Genomic DNA, 14,942 nt, shown 5'->3' on the forward strand with positions numbered 1-14,942 from the left:
CGGATAGTTTGACTTCATGGAAGATGATTTCGTGCGGCAGCCGGCAGTCCCGTAATCCGCCATGAAAAATTTATTGAATGAGATTTGAACAGCGTCAGCAGGGACCTCAGAAATTTTAAAATTTATCAATCATTAATTTTTGTACTTTTATTGCTTTAATTTTAAACCAAAATGGCAATAATTGATCTGTCACAGCAGGTGGCTCTCGGCATCGACATCGGGGGAACCAATACCAAATTTGGACTGGTGAATCACCGGGGCGAAATTCTGGCAAAAGATTCCATGAAAACGGACAGCCATGAAGAAGTGGAAGATTTCATAGACGAACTTTATGAAAATCTGCAGCCCCTGATTTCACAATACTGCACTGACCGGGAACTTGCCGGCATAGGAATCGGAGCGCCCAATGCCAATTACTATAAAGGAACCATCGAGCAGGCACCCAATCTGCGCTGGACCGGCGTCATTCCTTTCGCTGAGCTGATGACCAAAAGGTTTAATCTCCCCTGTAAAATGACCAATGATGCCAATGCCGCTGCACTGGGCGAGATGATGTACGGCGCTGCCCGGGGAATGCAGGACTTCATTATGATCACGCTGGGCACCGGCGTGGGAGCAGGCATTGTAAGCAGTGGCAAAATCGTGTACGGCCATGACGGATTTGCCGGAGAACTGGGGCATACCATTGTGAAGCCCGGCGGCAGAAAACACTGGAGTACCGGCTCCGAGGGAAGTCTGGAAGCATACGCTTCGGCTACAGGAATCACCATCACCGCAAAAAAAATGCGGGCAGAATTTCCGGATTCTCTGCTGAACAGTTTTGCGGAGAAAGATGTCAATGCCAAAACGGTGTACGAATGCGCCCTGAAGAACGATGCCACAGCCATAGAAGTGTTCCGGTACACGGGGCAGAAACTGGGCGAAGCATTTGCCAACTTTGTCATGTTTTCTTCGCCGCAAGCCATTTTGCTCTTCGGAGGCGTCATCCGTGCTGGAGATTTTATCCTGGAACCTGCAAGACGGCATATGGAGAAAAATTTGTTGCCCATCTTCCGGGACAAAGTAAAACTGGTTTTCAGCGAACTGAATGAGGCAGATGCCGCCATCCTGGGTGCCAGCGCACTAGTTTGGGAGCAATCATAATTAATTCCGAACTTTGCCGTTCAACTTATACAGCAGCTATGAAAAAGTTATTGCTCATCCTTATCTGCATCATCAGCATCTGCTGCAGTGGCAATGGTGCCCAACCTCTTAATTTATCTGATCAAAAAATGAATAACAGTCAAAATACAGCACAATTGGTTTTCGGTGGCGGATGTTTCTGGTGCGTAGAAAGTTGCTTCAATATGCTTAAAGGCGTGGAAGCAGCCATCTCCGGATATGCCGGAGGCCACGTGGCCAATCCTTCCTATGAGGAGGTCTGCACCGGGACGACCGGTCATGCAGAAGTGGTTCAGATTACCTACAATCCTGATATCATCAGCTACGAACAGCTCATGGAAGTGTTTTTCTTTCTGCATGATCCTACCCAGCTGAACAGGCAGGGAAACGACATTGGAACCCAGTATCGTTCTGTGATTTTTTATCAGGACAAAAACGAAAAGCAAAAAGCGGAAACGGCCATTCAGGTTTCAGAAAATTCGGGCAAATGGCCGGGGAAATATGTGACGGAACTGGCGCCACTGGAGAAATTCTGGCCCGCCGAGGCTTATCACCAGGGGTATTACAGTGCCAATCCCAATCAGCCGTATTGTTCTGCGGTGGTAGGACCCAAAATTCAGAAATTTAAAAAATATTTTGGTGAAAAAGGATGGTTGAAAGCGGATCAGATCAATTGATTCCGGTTTTTTTCCGGTAAATCCAGTAACCGGCTTCAGTGGGATGATCCTGAACATAATCTTCGGGACTTTCTTTACGGATGAGGTTGTAGATCATTAAATCTCCTGCCGCACTGCCGCTCAGCACAATGCCAAATAACAGTAACGGAGCATTTCCCAGAGCAATGCCTGCAACAGCCGGCAGGATTCCTACCAGAATAAGCGGAGCCAGCAGTGCTTTGATATAGTGCTTCACCTTCAGGGGTTCCTTGCAATGAGCGTATGGAGTAAGCATTTTCCACATCACCCCGAATTTTACAGAACGGAAGCCCTGTTTGGCATAGCGGGCAAAGAATATTCCGTGCACCAGTTCGTGCAGTGCAATCCCGAACAGGATTCCGATAACCGGTCCGGAAATGGTGAGCAGTCGAAAGTCTACAAGAATAAGATCAATGCTGTTAAACCCCCAGATCAGAAGATAAGGAGTGGCAAACAGTACTGTAAAAAATGCGAAATAGAGCAGCGCCTGGAAATTGGCCTTTACCAAATCTATGGTTTGCATTTCTTTATGATACTGACTGAAATCCATTCTGTGTGATTTACCGATAGGTATCCCATATCCGGGCTTTGTTACAGCCTCAGCATCTCGGTATGGGGCAGGTGGTCTTCCAGATATTGCTTTCCGGTGTTCTCAAAACCGAATTCTTCATAAAATCGGATGAGGTAATCCTGCGCTGAAATCCGGATCTGTGACGTGCCATATCGTGTTTCTATGGCTGATATAGCAATGTGCATCAGGGATTTGCCCAGTTTCAGGCGGCGGTAATCTGTTCCTGTGAGCACCCTGCCTATAGATGCTTCATCATATTTAATTCCGGGAGCGAAAATACGGCAATAGGCCGCAATGTTACCGTTTATTTCTGCCCGGATGTGCACGGCATGTTCATCAGACCCGTCTAAATCCTGATAGGGACAGTTCTGTTCCACCACAAAAACATCGGCTCGCACCTGCAATATTTTATAGAGTTCACTAGTAGAGAGCTCGTGGAAGGTCTGGATATGCCATACGGGCTTATTCATCAAAACGGACGTGATTTTGTTGGAGGAAATCGTTGGTCTTGCCGATGAATTTTAAAATCTCATCGGTTCCTTCTTTCTTCTCGGCAGATGTGACGTACAGTTCAGGCAGCGAATCCCAGGTTTTCAGCAGTTCGTTTTTGTAGCTTTCCACATTCTTAATCACTGCATTGGGCTTCAGTTTATCTGCTTTTGTGAATACAATGGAAAATGGAATGCCGTTTTCACCGCACCATTCTATAAATTCAATATCAATTTTCTGTGGCTCATGGCGTACATCTACCAGCACGAAAAGGTTCACCAGGTTTTTCCGGTTCAGAATATAATTGGTAATCAGTTTTTCAAAGTCGCGCCGCAAAACTTTGGAAACACGGGCGTATCCATAGCCGGGCAAATCCGTAAGGTACCAATTTTCATTGACCAGAAAATGGTTGATGAGCTGGGTTTTTCCGGGGGTCTGAGAGGTTTTGGCCAGATCTTTATGGTTCATCATGGCATTGATCAGCGAAGACTTTCCCACATTGGAACGGCCGATGAAGGCGTATTCCGGAAGGGTGGGTTCCGGGCATTCCTGCCACTTTCCGGAGCTTTTGACAAACGAAACTGTTTTGACAGTCATATTTTCAGTTTAAAAAAAAATGGAAATGTTTATTTCCGGTAAATATCGGGTGCTATGCTCTGCTTTTCAACCAGTCATAAAGAATCTGGTTAAAGGCGTCCGGTTTTTCCATCATGGCTGCATGACCGCATTCATCAATCCAGAACAAATCTGAATCCGGAATCAGGCGGTCCATTTCTACGGCCACATCTGGTGGTGTTACATTATCCTGTTTGCCCCAGATGATGCAGGTGGGTGGTTGAATTTTGTGGAGTTCCGGTTCCATATTGTGTTTAATGGCGCTTCTGGCCAGCATTACGGTTTTAATGCCTTTGCTTCGGTCATTCACTACAGAAAACACTTCGTCTACCAGTTCTTCGGTGGCCACTTTGGGGTCATAGAAAACTTCTTCTGCTTTTTTACGAATGTATTCGCGGTCGTTTTTCCGCGGAAAACTGTCGCCGAAAGACCGTTCATATAATCCTGAGCTGCCGGTGAGCACCAGGTATTTTACCAGTTCCGGTCTGGAGAGGGTCAGGATAAGTCCCACATGTCCGCCCATAGAATTGCCCACTACAATAGCGGGTTCTCCTACTTCCTCAGAAATGAATCTGGCCACAAACTTCGCCAGACTGGACAAATTGGTGTTCAGAATTGGCAAATCGTATACGGGCAGGGTGGGGAAATATACTTTATATCCTCTGGTAGAAAAAAACTCTATCAATTTGGTGAAATTACTCAGTCCGCCCATCAGTCCTTGCAAAAGCACTATAGGTGTCCCCTCGCCCTCCTCAATGAAAGAGAATTTTTTCTGTTTTTTGGTTTTAAAAATCATAGATCTTATTCAAGCCCTGCAAAATTACAAATTTGATTTTTGGATTTATGCTGCTCTTTAATATTTTATAAAAATAGCATTTTTTTTCGTAAACAACTTATTTCTGAGTCCTGATTTTAGGTGATGCATACTTTTTTGCTCAACGCGTTTTGCGTCAATTACTTACATTTTGCGGGTTTCTCTTTTCAAAAGTTATTCACATTAAGTTAAAAAGTGGGAAAAAGTGGGAGGTTTTGGAAATAAATATATAAATTTGTCCCAAATGATAAATTTCATTGGCACATATGAATGCAAGATAGACGACAAGGGTCGGCTGAAACTTCCTTCTTCGCTGGCGAAGCAGATGGAAAGCTATGCCGGTGAATCCTTTGTGGTGAAGCGTTCTGTGTTTCAGCACTGTCTGGAGGTATATCCCATGCAGGGCTGGGAAAAGCTGATGACGAAGATTAATAAGCTGAACCGTTTCAACAAGCAAAACGCAGATTTCATCCGCACATTTACCGCGGGTCTTAAGACTGTGGAGCCGGACAGCGCCGGGCGGTTGCAAATCTCGAAAGATTTAACTGCTTTTGCAAATCTCACCAAAGAGGTGGTCATCACCAGTGCCGGCGAGTTGTTTGAAATTTGGGACAAAGCAGCTTATGAAGAAGTTATTGCGGCATCACAGCAAGATTTTGCCATGCTGGCGCAACAGGTTATGGGCGACATCAGTTTCGATGATGAGAATTAAAAAACAAAAACAAAAACACATCCTTTTATATGTATCACAATCCCGTCCTTCTGAAACAGAGCGTAGATCAGCTGGCAATTAATCCGGCCGGAATCTACGTGGACTGTACCTTTGGCGGCGGCGGGCATTCCCGGGAAATCCTGTCCCGGCTTTCGGACCACGGAAGACTCTATGCTTTTGATCAGGATCTGGATGCTTTGGCTAATGAGATACAGGATTCCCGCTTCACGCTGATTAACCAGAACTTCCGCTATCTGGAAAACTCCCTGCTGCTGTATGGGGTGAGCGGTGCAGACGGCATTCTGGCAGACCTGGGGGTGTCTTCTCATCAGTTTGATGAGGCTGAACGCGGATTTTCTACCCGGAGCGATGCGCCGCTGGATATGCGCATGAATGTGATGCAAACCCTGGATGCCAGAGTCGTGGTGAATGATTATGAGGAAGAACAGCTGGCAGACATCTTTTACTATTATGGAGAACTTCGTGAAGCCAGAAAGCTGGCCCGCGAAATTGTTCATCAAAGAAAAACAAAAAGAATAGCAACCACGGAGGATCTGAAGAATTTATTCTCGTATATCCCTCAGCATAAGCGAAATAAGTTCTTTGCGCAGTTGTTTCAGGCTATCAGAATAGAGGTGAATCAGGAACTGGAGGCGCTGAAGGAAATGCTGCAGCAGGCATACAGGGTGCTGAAGCCCGGCGGCCGGCTTGTGGTTATTTCATATCACTCTTTGGAAGACCGGCTGGTAAAGCGGTTTCTGAAGAACGGCATGTTTGAGGGCGAGCCGGAAAGAGACGTGTATGGCAATTATGAAAAGGCGTTTGAACTCCTGAAAAGTAAAGCTACCGTACCGGACGAAAGTGAAATAGAAGAAAATTCCCGCGCGCGTAGTGCTAAAATGAGAACCGGAATAAAAATATAAACAAAAAGTGGCAAAGAAATCATCATATAAACCTCAGAAGAAACTGACCTTCATAGATATTGTGAAGGGCAATTTTCTGAACCGTGATGAGATCAAAGTGCACTACAAATATTTTTTGTTGCTGTTTGTCCTCATGATGATCATGATCTACAGCAACCACCTTGTGAATAAAAAAATTGAAATCGTAAACGAACTGAAAGAGCAGAACGAAGAATATAAATCAAGAAACGCATTTGCCCAGAGCAGACTGATTAAGGTAAAAATGGAATCAGAACTGGGAAAGGAGATGGTCACGGATTCACTGCTTCCGCTGGAGAATCATCCGCATAAATTATTGATAAAACTGGACAGTACACATGCTAAAGCCAAGTAATTTCGACAGTAAAAGACGTAAATCTTTAAAATGGGGCTACCTTTTCACGATGGTGGCCGGCTGTCTTTTTATCTTGTTTCTGGCCAGAATCCTGGTGCTTCAGAACTCCAATGTAGATGAGATTGAAGTATACATCAAGAATAATTACCGGGAAGCGACCCTGAAGGCGGCACGTGGAAACCTCTATGCATCAGATGGCTCCATACTGGCCACCACGGTAATGCGGTACGATATCTATGTGGATTTTAAAGTCATTAAAGATTCTGTGTACAATTCCAATATTGCTGCACTCAGTGATTCTATGAACGTTATGTTCGGGAAACCCAGAAATGTTTATCGTCAGCGGTTTGATGAGCAGCGTAAAAAAGAAAATCAGTACTACGCACTGGTCAAGAATCTGGATTTCGACCAGTATGACCGCATCCGTAAATTCCCGATATTCAACAAAGGAAAACATAAAGGCGGTTTTATAGTGGACCGCAAGTACAAAAGAGAACTGGCCACATCTGAAATCGGTGCCGGAACCATAGGAATGGATAACGGACCGTACAAATCAGGACTGGAAGCCGCATTCTCTAAATACCTCTCCGGCACAGACGGATCCAGACCCGAACAGAGAGTCAACTCGACACAATGGAAACCCATAGACTACTGGAAGATTAAAGAACCGGTAGATGGTCAGGACGTCTTTACTACACTGGATCTGCGCATTCAGGATATTGCCCATTCGGCACTGGAAAAGCAGCTGATTAAGTTTGATGCGCACCACGGAAGTGTACTGGTAATGGAAGTGGAAACCGGTAAGGTACGGGCGATGGTGAATCTGACCAGAACCGACCCCGGGATTTATGTGGACTCTTACAACTATATTCTGAAAGACGGCATTGAGCCCGGATCTACCTTTAAAACTGTATCCCTGCTTGCCGCTATGGATGACGGATTCATTACCGAAGAGACCACCGTGAACATCGGCAATGGTGTCTGGCATTATGCCGGGCAGAGAATTTCAGACGGTCATGGCGGGGGCACCTATGACATCAGTGATGTTTTGGCAAAATCCAGTAATGTGGGAACCGCCAAGCTCATCACCCAATATTATGGTGAAAAACCACAGATTTTCCTCGATCATCTCAAAAGATGGAAGATGTTCGATAAAATGGATATTGAGCTCCCGGGAGTGACCGAACCATTTATTTATACGCCGGATCACAAGCGGTGGAATGCGGCTACACTGGCCTCTATTTCATACGGATATTCCAGCAGCTTCAACCTGTTGCAACTGACCACCTTCTATAATGGGATTGCCAATGATGGGAGGATGCTGAAACCGCTTTTTATCGATAAAATCATGAAGGACGGCAAAGTCACTTACGAAGCAAAGCCTCAGGTGATGGTAAACCGTATGGCATCCAAAGAAGCCATTGATATGATGACCAGTGCACTGACCAAGGCGGTGGAAAAAGGTACCGGAAGAAGCATCTTCACCCCCAACCTGAAAATGGCCGGGAAAACCGGTACAGCACGGTTTGAGTATTGGCTGCCGGGACCCATGAAGTATAGGGCTTCTTTTGCAGGTTTTTATCCGGCAGATAATCCCAAATACACCTGCTACGTAATGGTGGATCAGCCCGATGTGAAGAAAAGTTATTACGGCGGAACCGTTGCGGCTCCTGTATTTAAGGAAATAGCAGGAAAGACCTTCCTGAAAACGCCGCAAAACATTGAGCAGGAAATGCTGGTAGAAAAAAAAGTGGACTTGTCTAAAATGACCGGCTCACAACAGAAAATCAACCTGAAAGATGGTCGTATGCCAAGTCTGGTTGGGTTAACAGGTAAGCATATCATTCCGCAGCTGGAGAACGCCGGCTACCGGGTAGATTATAAAGGTGTAGGAAAAATTACAGAGCAGTTCCCGGCCAGCGGTACCATGCTGAATGAGAATCATAAGCTGTATCTGAAATTACAAAATTAAAACATAAGAAAGTAGTATTTATATAAAGTCGCCTGGCGACACCCATTTGTTTACATGAATTTATTACAATTGTTAAACAGAATTCCCACATTGGAAACTCACGGTGAAATGAACCGTGAAGTTTCTGCTGTGGTTTTTGACAGCCGGCAGGCTCTGCCGGGTGCGCTGTATGTTGCACTGAGGGGCACATTGTCTGACGGGCATTCCTTCATCAGCGCAGCAATTGCAAATGGGGCAGATGTGGTAATCTGTGAGGACCTGCCGGAACACCGGAATCCGGATGTTGCGTATATCAGGGTTAATGATGCATCCCGGTCACTGGCAATTCTGGCTTCTGATTTTTATGGAAATCCCTCTGCCAAACTGAAACTGGTGGGCATTACCGGTACCAATGGTAAAACCTCTGTGTGTACACTGCTTTTTGATATCTTTAAAAATCTCGGCTATAAGCCGGCGCTTATTTCCACAGTGGAATACCGCATTGGCGATACTGTACTGCCTTCTAAGCATACCACCCCGGATGTGGTAAGTCTGAACCGGATGCTTGCAGAAGCAGTAGATCAGGGGTGTCAGTGGGCATTCATGGAAGTAAGTTCTCATGGTATCCATCAGAACAGAACCACAGGGCTGCAATTTGCTGTGGCCGGTTTTACCAACCTGACTCATGATCATCTGGATTACCATAAAAGTTTCGAAGAATACCTGAGAACAAAAAAAAGATTCTTTGATGAACTGACTCCAGATACAATTGCCATTACCAACCTGGACGATAAAAACGGAATGGTGATGCTACAAAATACTGCTGCCAAAGAGAAAAATTATGCGCTGAAAACCATGGCAGATTACCATGGCCGTTTTCTGGAAGGTGATTTCAATGGCATGTTGCTCAACTTTCAGGGGAAAGAATTCTGGACCACCCTTACCGGTAAGTTTAATGTATATAACCTGTTGCTGGCTTTCGCGGTTGCGGTAGAACTCGGCTTGGAAGAGCAGGAAGTGCTGCGGGCTATTTCACAACTCAAGCGGGTAAATGGCCGGTTTGAAACCCTGAAATCTCAGGGCGGGATTTTCTTTGTGGTTGATTATGCCCATACACCGGATGCGCTGGATAATCTGCTGGACAGCATTAACGATATCAGGACCAAAAATGAAAGACTGATCACCGTTTTTGGCTGTGGTGGAAACCGCGACCGGGCCAAGAGACCCGAAATGGGAAAAATTGCCACCCGCAAATCTACCCTGGCCATCATCACTTCAGATAATCCCAGAACAGAAGATCCGGTGGAGATTATAAAGGAAATAGAAGCAGGGGTAGAGGCACACCATTTCAGCAAATACATCACCGTGCCGGATCGCAGAGAAGCCATTAAAATGGCTATAAAATTTGCGGAGCCTAATGACATTGTCCTCGTGGCAGGAAAAGGTCATGAAACCTATCAGGATATCAATGGGGTGCAGCATCATTTTGATGATAAGGAAACCCTGATGGAACTGTCTGAACTTATGAGTAAATAAACCAGAAAAAGAGTAAACATGTTGTACTATTTATATGAATATCTTACCACGCAGGGAATCCAGATTCCGGGGCTCAATCTGTTCCGGTACATCTCATTCCGGGCGGCACTGGCGGTGTTATTCTCACTCCTTATTGCACTGGTCTATGGTAAAAGAATCATCAATTACCTGCGGAACAGACAGATGGGAGAACTGGTGAGAGATCTGGGGCTGGAAGGTCAGAAACAGAAAGAAGGTACCCCTACCATGGGTGGCCTCATCATTATCCTGGCTACCCTGATTCCGGTGATTCTCTTTACCAAAGTGCTCAATGTGTACATCATCATGCTCATTGTATCCGTGGTGTGGATGGGCATCATTGGTTTCATTGATGACTATCTCAAGAAAATTAAAAAGAATAAAGACGGCCTTTCCGGGAAGTTCAAGGTAATCGGGCAGGTAGGTTTGGGACTTATCGTAGCCGTGACCATGTATTTTCATCCGGATATTACGGTGAAAAGGAAATATGCAGATGCCAGTGTGGTGAACAGAAATAATGTGGAACAAAACTTTATGCCGACAGAGAAATCTACGGTTTCCACAGTTCCGTTCTTTAAAAATAATGAGTTTGATTACAGCAAAATGCTCTTCTGGATGGACGAAGAAAGCCAACAGGAATGGGCGTGGGTGGTTTTTGTACCCATTGTCATCTTTATTGTGATTGCCGTTTCGAACGGAGCCAATATTACCGATGGCATTGATGGCCTGGCGGCAGGAACCAGTGTGGTGATTTTGCTCACTCTCGCATTTCTGGCCTACGTTTCGGGAAATATCATTTTTGCAGATTACCTGAATATTATGTTCCTCCCGGATATGGGCGAAACAACCATTTTTGCCGTGGCACTGGTAGGAGCCGTCATTGGATTTTTCTGGTACAATACGTATCCGGCACAAGTGTTTATGGGAGATACCGGTAGTTTAATGCTGGGTGGGGTAATTGCGGTTCTGGCCATCATTCTCCGCAAAGAATTGCTGATTCCCGTGCTCTGCGGAATCTTCCTGGTAGAGAATCTCTCGGTGATGCTCCAGGTGGCCGTTTTCAAATACAGAAAGAGAAAATTCGGGCTGGAATATGCTCAGAATAACCGGCTGTTCAAAATGTCGCCGCTGCACCATCACTACCAGAAAAGCGGATATCATGAGAGTAAAATTGTAAACCGGATGATCATCATCGGTGTGATGCTGGCTATTATTTGCCTGACTACACTGAAAGTAAGATAGATTTTTGCCAAAATTAGAAATATGAAAATAGTTGTTTTAGGAGGAGGAGAGAGCGGTTTCGGTGCAGCGTATCTGGCCAGGAAGAAAGGGCTGGAGGTATTTCTGTCGGATAAAGGCAAAATCAAAGATGTATATAAAGCACAGCTTGTGCAAAACCAGATTGAGTTTGAAGAAGGACAACATTCTGAAGACTGCATTCTGAATGCAGACTGGGTCATCAAATCACCCGGGATCCCAAAAAAAGCAGAGATCATCACAAAAATTCATCAGAAAGGCATTCGCCTGTCATCTGAAATAGAATTTGCAGCCGAGTTTACCAATGCCCGGATTATTGCGGTGACAGGGAGTAATGGCAAGACCACCACAGCATCGCTCATTTATCATATTCTGAGAAATGATCATCTTAATGTTGGACTGGGTGGCAATATAGGAACGAGCTTTGCCAAGCAGGTGGCCGATGAGAATTATGACTATTACGTATTGGAAGTCAGCTCATTTCAGCTGGATGATATCCAGAACTTCAGACCCAGCATCTCACTGTTGCTGAACCTGAGTCAGGATCATCTGGATCAGTACAATTACAATTACGAAGAGTATGCGCTGGCCAAGTTCAGAATTACAGAAAACCAGGAGAATGATAATTTCTTCATCTACAACCGGGACGATGAAATGAGCATGAAACTGCTGGAAAAGTTGGAAATTAAAGCCAAAAAGCTGCCTTTTTCATTAAAACAAAAGGAAACAGAAGGCGCATATGCAGATGAGGACCGCATTTTTGTAAAACTGCAGGAACAGTTTTCCATGAAAATTGAAGATCTGGCGTTGGCGGGCAATCATAATGTGGCCAATAGTCTGGCTGCATCGCTGGCCGGTAAAATTCTGAATATTACCAATGAGAGCATACGGAATTCACTGATGACGTTTCAGGCCGTAGAACACCGCCTGGAGCAGGTAGCAGAAATAGACGGGGTAAAGTACATTAACGACAGTAAAGCGACCAATGTAAATGCAACCTACTATGCCTTAGACAGTATGAAAAATCCTACGGTATGGATTGTAGGCGGCGTGGATAAGGGAAATGATTACACCGAGATTGAACATCTGGTGAAGCGAAAAGTAAAGGCAATTGTTTGTCTGGGTATTGATAATCAGAAAATTATCAATTTTTTCCAGGACAAAAAAGAACTTATTTATGATACTTCCAGTATGGAAGAAGCAGTGAAAGTATGTACTGAACTGGCCACAGCAGGAGATACGGTGTTGCTGTCGCCGTGTTGCGCCAGCTTTGATCTTTTCCGGAATTATGAAGACCGCGGGGATCAGTTTAAAGCAGAAGTGTTAAAAAAAATGAATGTGGGCGCAAGCCGGTAAGAATTAGAATGTAAGATGAAAACGAACCAGACAGAAACGAAAATAGAATATCTGAAGGGCGATAAAGTGCTTTGGGCGGTCATCATTCTGATTTCCGTATTCTCTGTATTTCCGGTATATTCTGCAAGTTCTAACCTGGAGTATATCGTAAATAACGGAACCACCACCAGTCACTTGCTGAAGCATGTATTCTTCGTGGTGTTCGGACTTGGGCTCATGCGCGCTGTAGGGTTTGTGAAATATGAACACATCGGAAAACTAAGCACCATCATGCTGGGGATTTCCGTGGTACTGCTGCTGGTTACCATGTTTTCCGGTACCACCATAGACGGTGCCAGTGCATCCAGATGGCTCACCATTCCCGGTACGCCGTTCAGTTTTCAACCATCGTCTGTAGCTTATTTGTCACTTATTATTTACCTCTGCAGATACCTTACCAAACGCATTAACCGCGAAAGGCTGGCACTGGAAAATATCTTTTATATTTTCGTGCCTATTCTGCTGGTTTTCGGACTGGTAGCCAAGGATAACGGCTCTACAGCATTGATGATTCTCATTGTTTCTATTGCGGTGCTGATTGTAGGGCAACTGAACTGGAGGTATGTGGCCGGCTTTATCGGGATTTCCGGAGTAGCCATTGTTGCGCTGATCCTGATTGCGCTCAATACCACACTGATTCAGAATAACCGGGTGCATACCTGGATGAGCCGGGTAGAAGTGTTTTTTGATAACAAGAAGGATAACCAGATAGAAACCGAGGCAGATAAAGCCAAAAATTACCAGGTAATGCAGGCCAAAGCGGCGATTGTGCATGGTGGTATTTCGGGTATGGGACCGGGGAAAAGCGCACTGAAACAAATGCTTCCCCAGTCTGCATCAGATTTTATTTTTGCCATCATTGTAGAAGAATACGGCTTTGGCGGTGCTTTGGTGCTCATAGCACTGTATATGATTATGATTATCCGCATCGTCATGATTGCCAGTAAAATGCCCGCATTTTTCGGAACCTTGCTGGTTCTCGCCATGGGCATTATGATTTTTGTGCAGCTGACTGTTAATATTGCGGTGGCCGTCAATCTGATTCCGGTCACGGGTCAGCCACTGCCGCTCATCAGCTACGGGGGGACGTCCATGCTGGTCACCTACGCCCAGCTGGGTCTGGTACTGAATGTAAGTTCACGTATTCAGGTGTATGATGAAGAAGGATTGGGCAAAAAACAGAGCATAGAGGAAATTAATGATATTGCGTAAAACAGCATATGATCAGTACAAGTAATCTGGATAAACGGAGTAAATCAGAACAGAAATAAATGAACAGTCAGAATCTACATACAGGAAATCACCGTAAGCTTCGCGTGCTGATGAGCGGCGGCGGGACCGGTGGTCACATCTATCCGGCGGTGGCTATTGCAGACGAGATACGCCGCAGATTTCCGGATGCAGAGTTTCTGTTCATAGGCGCCGAGGGAAAAATGGAAATGGAGAAAGTTCCGCAGGCCGGTTATAAAATTGTGGGACTGAATATTGCCGGATTTGACCGGGGAAATCTTTTGAAGAATATAGGACTTCCCTTCAAACTGATTTCAAGTCTTCTGAAAGCTAAAAAGATTATTAAAGAATTCCGTCCGGACTTTGCCGTAGGAACCGGTGGATTTGCCAGCGGCCCTGCATTGTATATCGCCGCAAAAAATGGGATTCCCACTTTTATACAGGAGCAGAATTCACTTCCCGGAAAAACCAATATGATCAACTCGGCCAGGGCTGTGGCAGTTTTTACGGCCTATCCGGGTATGGAGCATTTTTTCCGGAATACGAAAACCGTATTTCTGGGTAACCCTATCCGCCAGAGCATCACAGAGGAGATGACCACCCGTAAGTCTGCCAGGGAACAAATGGGACTGGATCCGGATAAACTAACCATTCTTTCGGTAGGGGGATCACTGGGATCCCGTACACTGAATCAGGGCTGGATTGCCCATTTGGATCAGGTCATTGCTGCAGATTATCAGCTGATCTGGCAAACCGGCAAAACAGATTACCGGAGCATCCTGCGGGAAACCGAAAACCGCCAGCACCGCAATCTGCAGATTATGGAGTTTATTAAAAATATGGAACTGGCTTATTCTGCAGCAGATGTAATTGTGTCCCGCGCCGGTGCCATCGCAATTTCTGAACTGGCAGTGGCACAGAAACCGGTATTGCTGGTACCTTTTCCCTTTGCGGCAGAGGATCATCAAACGCAGAATGCACAGACGCTGGTAGATCAGCACGCAGCAAAAATGGTGAAGGATTCAGAAATGCAGGAAAAATTCTGGGACGTACTCTCCGGAATCTGTGAAAGTGAATCGCTGAGGGAAGAAATGTCTGCCAGTCTTCGGCAGTTTGCGCGGCCAAAGGCTACTGAAATGATTGTGGATGAAATTTTAAAACAAATAAAGAAAGATTAACCGGTTGCAGAAAAAGCAGCATAA

The 14,942-nt window shown here is 45.3% G+C and carries 15 protein-coding genes; 11 read left to right on the top strand and 4 right to left on the bottom strand.

Annotated features, from left to right (window positions below; genetic code table 11):
• Window positions 1-171: 171 nt before the first annotated feature.
• Together LKO26_RS09625 and msrA are read left to right on the top strand one after the other, a co-directional pair.
• A complete protein-coding gene (locus tag LKO26_RS09625) occupies window positions 172-1,143 on the top strand; it encodes an ROK family protein (protein WP_227587643.1) in 972 nt (323 codons plus the stop codon).
• 38 nt (window positions 1,144-1,181) lie between these two features.
• Window positions 1,182-1,838 carry a peptide-methionine (S)-S-oxide reductase MsrA gene (gene msrA / locus LKO26_RS09630; RefSeq protein WP_227587644.1) on the top strand — a complete coding sequence of 219 codons (657 nt, stop codon included), beginning with the start codon at window positions 1,182-1,184 and terminating at the stop codon, window positions 1,836-1,838.
• Here the strand turns inward: msrA and LKO26_RS09635 are convergent.
• Genes LKO26_RS09635 through LKO26_RS09650 form a run of 4 tightly spaced genes read right to left on the bottom strand, consistent with a single transcriptional unit; the run spans window position 1,831 to window position 4,327 of the window.
• Window positions 1,831-2,406, bottom strand: coding sequence for a DUF3267 domain-containing protein (locus LKO26_RS09635; protein WP_227587645.1), 576 nt, complete (start codon window positions 2,404-2,406; stop codon window positions 1,831-1,833). The genes msrA and LKO26_RS09635 overlap by 8 nt on opposite strands.
• Window positions 2,407-2,447: 41 nt before the next feature.
• Complete coding sequence (locus LKO26_RS09640; protein ID WP_227587646.1) at window positions 2,448-2,897, bottom strand: GNAT family N-acetyltransferase; 450 nt, start codon at window positions 2,895-2,897, stop codon at window positions 2,448-2,450.
• On the bottom strand, window positions 2,890-3,513 hold the full coding sequence (gene yihA / locus LKO26_RS09645) for a ribosome biogenesis GTP-binding protein YihA/YsxC (RefSeq protein ID WP_227587647.1): 624 nt from the start codon (window positions 3,511-3,513) through the stop codon (window positions 2,890-2,892). The genes LKO26_RS09640 and yihA overlap by 8 nt, the downstream gene beginning before the upstream one ends.
• A 52-nt stretch (window positions 3,514-3,565) precedes the next feature.
• Entirely contained in the window at window positions 3,566-4,327 is a 762-nt protein-coding gene (locus LKO26_RS09650; RefSeq protein WP_227587648.1) for an alpha/beta fold hydrolase, read from the bottom strand.
• A 262-nt stretch (window positions 4,328-4,589) separates the two neighbouring features.
• On the opposite strand from LKO26_RS09650, the gene mraZ reads away from it, so the two are divergent.
• From mraZ to murG, 9 genes are read left to right on the top strand one after another with little or no spacing between them, the layout of a single operon-like run.
• A complete protein-coding gene (mraZ, locus tag LKO26_RS09655; RefSeq protein ID WP_227587649.1) occupies window positions 4,590-5,057 on the top strand; it encodes a division/cell wall cluster transcriptional repressor MraZ in 468 nt (155 codons plus the stop codon).
• A gap of 29 nt (window positions 5,058-5,086) precedes the next feature.
• Complete coding sequence (rsmH, locus tag LKO26_RS09660; protein ID WP_227587650.1) at window positions 5,087-5,980, top strand: 16S rRNA (cytosine(1402)-N(4))-methyltransferase RsmH; 894 nt, start codon at window positions 5,087-5,089, stop codon at window positions 5,978-5,980.
• Between the two features lie 7 nt (window positions 5,981-5,987).
• The gene (locus LKO26_RS09665) at window positions 5,988-6,353 is read left to right on the top strand and encodes an FtsL-like putative cell division protein (RefSeq protein ID WP_227587651.1); all 366 of its coding nucleotides are present in this window, start codon (window positions 5,988-5,990) and stop codon (window positions 6,351-6,353) included.
• Entirely contained in the window at window positions 6,337-8,325 is a 1,989-nt protein-coding gene (locus tag LKO26_RS09670; protein WP_227587652.1) for a penicillin-binding transpeptidase domain-containing protein, read from the top strand. The genes LKO26_RS09665 and LKO26_RS09670 overlap by 17 nt, the downstream gene beginning before the upstream one ends.
• A gap of 54 nt (window positions 8,326-8,379) precedes the next feature.
• Window positions 8,380-9,840, top strand: coding sequence for a UDP-N-acetylmuramoyl-L-alanyl-D-glutamate--2,6-diaminopimelate ligase (locus tag LKO26_RS09675; RefSeq protein WP_227587653.1), 1,461 nt, complete (start codon window positions 8,380-8,382; stop codon window positions 9,838-9,840).
• Between the two features lie 18 nt (window positions 9,841-9,858).
• Entirely contained in the window at window positions 9,859-11,100 is a 1,242-nt protein-coding gene (gene mraY / locus LKO26_RS09680; RefSeq protein WP_227587654.1) for a phospho-N-acetylmuramoyl-pentapeptide-transferase, read from the top strand.
• 21 nt (window positions 11,101-11,121) lie between these two features.
• Window positions 11,122-12,471 carry a UDP-N-acetylmuramoyl-L-alanine--D-glutamate ligase gene (gene murD, locus LKO26_RS09685; RefSeq protein WP_227587655.1) on the top strand — a complete coding sequence of 450 codons (1,350 nt, stop codon included), beginning with the start codon at window positions 11,122-11,124 and terminating at the stop codon, window positions 12,469-12,471.
• 15 nt (window positions 12,472-12,486) lie between these two features.
• Window positions 12,487-13,722 carry an FtsW/RodA/SpoVE family cell cycle protein gene (locus LKO26_RS09690; protein ID WP_227587656.1) on the top strand — a complete coding sequence of 412 codons (1,236 nt, stop codon included), beginning with the start codon at window positions 12,487-12,489 and terminating at the stop codon, window positions 13,720-13,722.
• A 59-nt stretch (window positions 13,723-13,781) separates the two neighbouring features.
• Window positions 13,782-14,918: an undecaprenyldiphospho-muramoylpentapeptide beta-N-acetylglucosaminyltransferase gene (gene murG, locus LKO26_RS09695; RefSeq protein WP_227587657.1), complete on the top strand. Its 1,137-nt coding sequence runs from the start codon at window positions 13,782-13,784 to the stop codon at window positions 14,916-14,918.
• The last annotated feature ends 24 nt before the right edge of the window (window positions 14,919-14,942 follow it).

The organism is Chryseobacterium sp. MFBS3-17, from assembly GCF_020687745.1.
GTDB lineage: Bacteria > Bacteroidota > Bacteroidia > Flavobacteriales > Weeksellaceae > Marnyiella.

Excerpts from the sequence above, each read along its gene's own strand:
- mraZ (WP_227587649.1), top strand. The coding sequence starts at position 4,590 with ATGATAAATTTCATTGGCACATATGAATGCAAGATAGACGACAAGGGT.
- LKO26_RS09675 (WP_227587653.1), top strand. The coding sequence starts at position 8,380 with ATGAATTTATTACAATTGTTAAACAGAATTCCCACATTGGAAACTCAC.
- LKO26_RS09640 (WP_227587646.1), bottom strand. The coding sequence starts at position 2,897 with ATGAATAAGCCCGTATGGCATATCCAGACCTTCCACGAGCTCTCTACT.
- msrA (WP_227587644.1), top strand. The coding sequence starts at position 1,182 with ATGAAAAAGTTATTGCTCATCCTTATCTGCATCATCAGCATCTGCTGC.
- rsmH (WP_227587650.1), top strand. The coding sequence starts at position 5,087 with ATGTATCACAATCCCGTCCTTCTGAAACAGAGCGTAGATCAGCTGGCA.
- LKO26_RS09625 (WP_227587643.1), top strand. The coding sequence starts at position 172 with ATGGCAATAATTGATCTGTCACAGCAGGTGGCTCTCGGCATCGACATC.
- LKO26_RS09690 (WP_227587656.1), top strand. The coding sequence starts at position 12,487 with ATGAAAACGAACCAGACAGAAACGAAAATAGAATATCTGAAGGGCGAT.
- murG (WP_227587657.1), top strand. The coding sequence starts at position 13,782 with ATGAACAGTCAGAATCTACATACAGGAAATCACCGTAAGCTTCGCGTG.
- yihA (WP_227587647.1), bottom strand. The coding sequence starts at position 3,513 with ATGACTGTCAAAACAGTTTCGTTTGTCAAAAGCTCCGGAAAGTGGCAG.
- murD (WP_227587655.1), top strand. The coding sequence starts at position 11,122 with ATGAAAATAGTTGTTTTAGGAGGAGGAGAGAGCGGTTTCGGTGCAGCG.
- LKO26_RS09670 (WP_227587652.1), top strand. The coding sequence starts at position 6,337 with ATGCTAAAGCCAAGTAATTTCGACAGTAAAAGACGTAAATCTTTAAAA.
- LKO26_RS09635 (WP_227587645.1), bottom strand. The coding sequence starts at position 2,406 with ATGGATTTCAGTCAGTATCATAAAGAAATGCAAACCATAGATTTGGTA.
- mraY (WP_227587654.1), top strand. The coding sequence starts at position 9,859 with ATGTTGTACTATTTATATGAATATCTTACCACGCAGGGAATCCAGATT.
- LKO26_RS09650 (WP_227587648.1), bottom strand. The coding sequence starts at position 4,327 with ATGATTTTTAAAACCAAAAAACAGAAAAAATTCTCTTTCATTGAGGAG.